This window comes from Pseudoalteromonas sp. MelDa3 (assembly GCF_002863625.1).
Lineage (GTDB): Bacteria > Pseudomonadota > Gammaproteobacteria > Enterobacterales > Alteromonadaceae > Pseudoalteromonas > Pseudoalteromonas arctica.
Window position 1 is genome coordinate 1 of record NZ_PJBR01000144.1, and the last position, 5222, is coordinate 5222.

Genomic DNA, 5222 nt, shown 5'->3' on the forward strand with positions numbered 1-5222 from the left:
TCATGCTCTTGCCCTGGGTTTTCCCCCCTGTATCAAGATAGTTGTCACTTCTAACTTTAAATAAAGGCAGAACGAACTTTCTCATACTATAAATAAGTACGGGTCAAAATTTCAATCGCCTAACCGCCAACACACACTGTTGGTTGAGCAGCTCGAGTAGTTTCATAAATTATAAAAATGGAGAGCGCAAGCAGTTACTTCTTTCATTGAAAAAAAGTAATCTTGCCTAAATATAATGAATAACGACGGTTCTAGCTTTCTTCTGTATACCTTCGCCCTTTTATGCTGTTGTTTATTTCACTCAACAGCACTGGCTACGACCTCGATACCTGTGCAAAAAATCCAAGGAAACGACGTAATTATTGAACAGTTTAAAATGGGTTACTTTACTGATGTAACAGAAAAAATGCAGTTAAATGAAATACAAAAACAACCGTTTCGCATTTCTTCCAATAGTATTTCACTCGGCACAGCCGCTAAAGTCACGTGGGCAAAAATAGAACTGGAAAATTTAGATAAAAAAATACAAAAAATCTATCTCCACCACCCTTATGCATACCATAATCATAAAGTAGAGCTTTATGAAGTTATCGATAACACATTAGTCCGTGAACGCATTCTTGATATGGATAACCCTGCAACATTACAATGGATGTACCGTGGTAGCGCCGTTTTTGATATAGAATTACAAAATAAAAAAACGTTATATATAAAAAGTATTTCCTTCTCTCACCAATGGTTTAGCCTTAACCTTTACAATGAAGACCAGTCTAAAAGAGCCTTGTTGGGCCAATATACCGATATCGCGCTGCTTGTAGGGATGATACTTGCACTTATTATTTATAATTTTTTACTTTTTATCTCATCTCGTTTAAAAGAGCACTTCTATTATTCATGCTATCTCGTTTGTGGTGGTTTTTGGATTGCACTTTCCTATGGGATGTTTGCCGATTTCTTCAATATCTTTGGCTCCATTACTTTGAAATGGCATCTATCTTTAGTCGCAATGCCAATATTTTTAATATTGTTTATGATCAATATTTTCGAGACTAAAAGTAAATACCCAATTGAACATTGGGCACTTATATCAATTATAGTTTTATTAACTATCAACTTTATTTATGGTTTATTTGATATTGTAACAGCCCTTAAGTACTCAAGCTCACTCGCTGCTGTAATGATGGCTGTTAGTCTCTCTGTCAGTTTTTCTATGTTGTTTCGAAAACACCCCATCGCACTATTCTTTTTAATAGGTCATGGGTTATTTGTCATCTTTAGTATTTTAGCTGTCTTCTTTTACAAAGGAAAAGCGGAATTTAACTACATCAACAGTCACGGTGTAGGCATTGGTATTATGTTAGAAGCCCTCGTTCTATCGCTTATTATCGCCTATAGAATTCGAATATTAGAGAACCTAAAAATAAAACAAGCGGATCTTCAATTATTAGCATCAACAGATCCTTTAACACAGTTATTTAATCGCCGTCATTTTAGCCTTGCTGCAACAGAGTTATTAAACAAAGCAAAGCAAATGCATCGCCCTATCTCTGCTATTATTATCGATATAGATCATTTTAAACGTGTTAATGATACGTATGGGCACGTCGCTGGCGATAAGTCGTTGAGGTGTGTCGCGGATATTATTAGACAACAGTGTCGTAAACACGATTTATTAGCCCGCTATGGAGGCGAGGAGTTTGTTATTCTCATGCCGGACACACGCTCAAGTAAAGCCTATGCGCTAGTAGAGGAAATGAGACAAACATTAGAGCGCACTGAAGTAAGTATAAATAAGACCTTATCGATTCGTTTAACAATGAGTAGTGGTATCACAGAGGTTAAACCTGAGAACATAAACCTAGATGATGTGATTAATCAGGCAGATAAAGCGCTGTATACAGCAAAAAATAATGGCAGGAACCAAACCCAGCTATCGACTTTTTAATCAGGGTAACTATCTGGTATAGACGCTCACTTTAATGATAATACTTCGTATTCAAACCCGATAGTTCCCGCTATTAGAAGAAAACACTCCCCTCCCCGACAGCCCTTATACAGCAAGACTTTCCGCCATATTTAACTTTACATATGAGACATAAAAACGTCTGAATCTGGCTATTTGAGACACTTTTACCTCACAAAAGTCTGAGATGAAAATGTGAAAAACACACTGTTTTATTATGTGGTCAGGCGCTTTTTTACCTAATTTAAGGCTGTTTTAGTGGTTTAAATTACAATTATTGAGCTGCAAATAGTTCGATAATATTGAGAGTATTATTACATTAATAGGATGCTATAAAACTTGGTTTGGTAATCCCCCCCTAAAAATACAATTACCTGTTCATAACTCTTAAGGTCGATCTTACCGAGACCTCTAGTACTTTCTTAATTAATGAATGACCATTTCATAGCCTATCTCTTTGAGTGCTGCATGGGATTTATTACTCATTGAAACACTAAACACCTGAAATATTTTGACGTACTAAACCTAAAAAAGCGCCTTTATCCAAGGCGCTTTTAAGTTTTAGATTATTCAGTAAAGCAGATTAATCAACTATATAAGAAACGTTAAATGCTTCACTTGTCACTTCATCCTCAAATGTATAAGTTAGTGTAATCGGAAGCACAGCACCGCCCAAACCAACAGTATATTTATAACCAAATGAACTATTATTCTCAACCACGTTATTTAAAGCTTGTGATACTTTAACTCTATCTTTATCTGTTACATCAAAATTTATAGCTAACAATTTAACGCCCGTTTTATTCGTTACGCTCAAAGTGATTTGAGAGCCTTGTTGTACAACACCATTAATAACAGAAAGTGCTGAAGATACTGAGCGGCCAAATTTGCTAGCCATTTCGCTGATATCTTTTACTAGCATGTCATATGAGGCTGCAGGGTAATTCTTGTCCATTGGTGTGAACGTAATTGAGACTGTGCCGCCAGTTAATGCTGCCAGCTCTCCTTCCAAACCAAGATCATTTGATACTGTAGCAACACTGCTATCATTAACAGTCCACGTACCAAAGCTTGTTAGGTTCTTACTCGTACCATCGCTCATAGCTGCGATAGCTTGTAAGAGAGTCTTTCTCCCTTTATAAAGCTCTGCCACTTGCGATGAAACAGTAATCGTTTCTACAACAGCTGGACCAACGGTGATTACAACAGAGTCACTCATACCATTGAAGTTAAAGTTTATCTGGGTATAACCTTCAGCAATAGGTGTAACTACTCCTTCACTACTTACTGTGGCAATATTTTCGTCGCTAGAAAGCCACGTGCCTTCTGTTGAAACATCAACTATTGATGAATCTGAATAAGTAGCACTTGCTGTAACATTAATCTGCTGGCCAAGAGCAACAGATTCTGAGCTAGAATTAATTGCGATTGAATCAAGAACAGCTTTTGTAACAGTAATATGAGAAGTTGATTTAATACCATTTAGTGAAGCGGTAATAGCGACATCAATACCACCATCACCAATGCTAATATTATCGTTTACTAATGCAGTGAGTTCACCCTTAATTACATTGCTAACAACAACTAGGTTGCTCACTCCACTTACCCATGTAACATCATTTGTAACATCTGAGCGTGTACTATCTGTATATATTCCAACAGCATTTGCTTTAGTTTTTCTGCCAATAGGCAAACGGTCACTATTAAAACTAATTTCGATAGCATTAAGAGCTGCAGCCGTTACTGTCACTTCAATTGAATCTTCAAAGCTGTCAAACGAAGCTGAAACTAACGCTTTACCTACGCCCTTACTTGTAATGATTCCGTCACTGCTGACAGTTAAAACTTGCTCATCTGAAGTCGAGTAAGTAGGGGTGATATTAACTGTACTGTCATTAGATAACTGTGCAAAAGTTGATGCTTTAGTCGTTAATCCCAGAGGTATAACTCGTTCTAGTACCTCTACTTTAATCGAGTTGATTACAGCATCTGTTACTGTCAGCTTTGCTGTACTTTCAAAACCATCTAACGTTGCTGTTATATTAGCTTCACCCATTTGATGTGCATTTATAGTGTAATTATCAATTGAGGCAACATAAATATTATCAGAGCTTAATTTAAAACGCTTTTCGTTTGTTACATCAGTAATTGAATTGTCAGAAAAAGCCTTTTTAACAGTATAGTTAGTTTTTAGTCCCGCAGGTGTATTGTTTGAAACGAGGTTAAGCTGAAGCCCTTCTAAAACTGCATCTGTTACTTCTATTGATACATTTTCTTCAAAGCCTTTATAGACGACATGTATCGAGGTTGTCCCTATATTTAAAGTCGACACTAAACCTTGGTCATTGACTGTCACAATATCGCTATTCGCGACACTAATTATAGCTTCATCCGTAACATGCTCTGTAGTACCGTTATTAAATAACGCGCTAACGACTAATGCTGTCTGCTGGCCAAGCGGCACTGTTGACATTTCTAAATCGACACTCACTGCTGACGCTTCTTTTGCTTCAATAGTCAGAAACTTTTGTGCCTCTAGCCCTTCAAAATCAGCAGTTACTGATACTTCACCTGGTTTTAAAAGCTCTAAAAAGCCAGTATTAGAGATTTTAGCTAGGTTATCGTTGGAAGAAGTCCAGTTAATTTCACCCTTTACATTATAATACTTATTGTCTGATTTTTTATGCCATAAACTGGCTTGGTAGTTTGTACCTTCAATGAAGGTATCGCTAGTAGGCGTTAGCCGTAACTCAGAATCTATAATGGCATACGAAACGTTGATTGTTTGACTACTTTTAATACCATTATAAGAGACATTAATCATAGCCTGCCCTTCACTTACGGCAGAAATCAAACCACTCTGAGAAACACTGACAACCTCAGGGTTAGATGATGTAAAAGTAAGGCCACTTTCTAAACTTTCTTTTGAATTATCAGAAGAAACAGCGGTTACTTTTATTTGTGTTGATTGTTCGTAATCTAAGATTAACTCGGGAATAGAAAGCTCTAATTGAGTTATAGAGATGACTTCTTGTGTATCCTCATCATTACTACTTCCACAAGCAGATATGAATATGAGCATAAATAGATAAATAGACCATTTTTTAAAAGCTAAAAACATTTTTACATCCTGTATGTAATCACCACATACTCAAAAGGCATTACATGACGCAGTTGCATTAATTCCTTTTAAGTGCATTATAGAAATTATACGTTCCCTTTATACCTGGCTAGACTTTAACCGATTGGTTATGTGCCT

The 5222-nt window shown here is 36.5% G+C and carries 2 protein-coding genes; one reads left to right on the plus strand and one right to left on the minus strand.

Annotated elements, in window-relative coordinates; all coding sequences use genetic code 11:
* Positions 1 to 331: 331 nt before the first annotated feature.
* Positions 332 to 1945 (plus strand): sensor domain-containing diguanylate cyclase, encoded by a 1614-nt coding sequence (locus tag CXF89_RS18140; RefSeq protein ID WP_257983244.1) that lies wholly within the window; start codon positions 332 to 334, stop codon positions 1943 to 1945.
* 601 nt (positions 1946 to 2546) lie between these two features.
* Here the strand turns inward: CXF89_RS18140 and CXF89_RS18145 are convergent.
* Positions 2547 to 5084 carry an Ig-like domain-containing protein gene (locus CXF89_RS18145; protein WP_121955382.1) on the minus strand — a complete coding sequence of 846 codons (2538 nt, stop codon included), beginning with the start codon at positions 5082 to 5084 and terminating at the stop codon, positions 2547 to 2549.
* Between the last annotated feature and the right edge of the window lie 138 nt (positions 5085 to 5222).

Excerpts from the sequence above, each read along its gene's own strand:
- CXF89_RS18145 (WP_121955382.1), bottom strand. The coding sequence starts at position 5,084 with ATGTTTTTAGCTTTTAAAAAATGGTCTATTTATCTATTTATGCTCATA.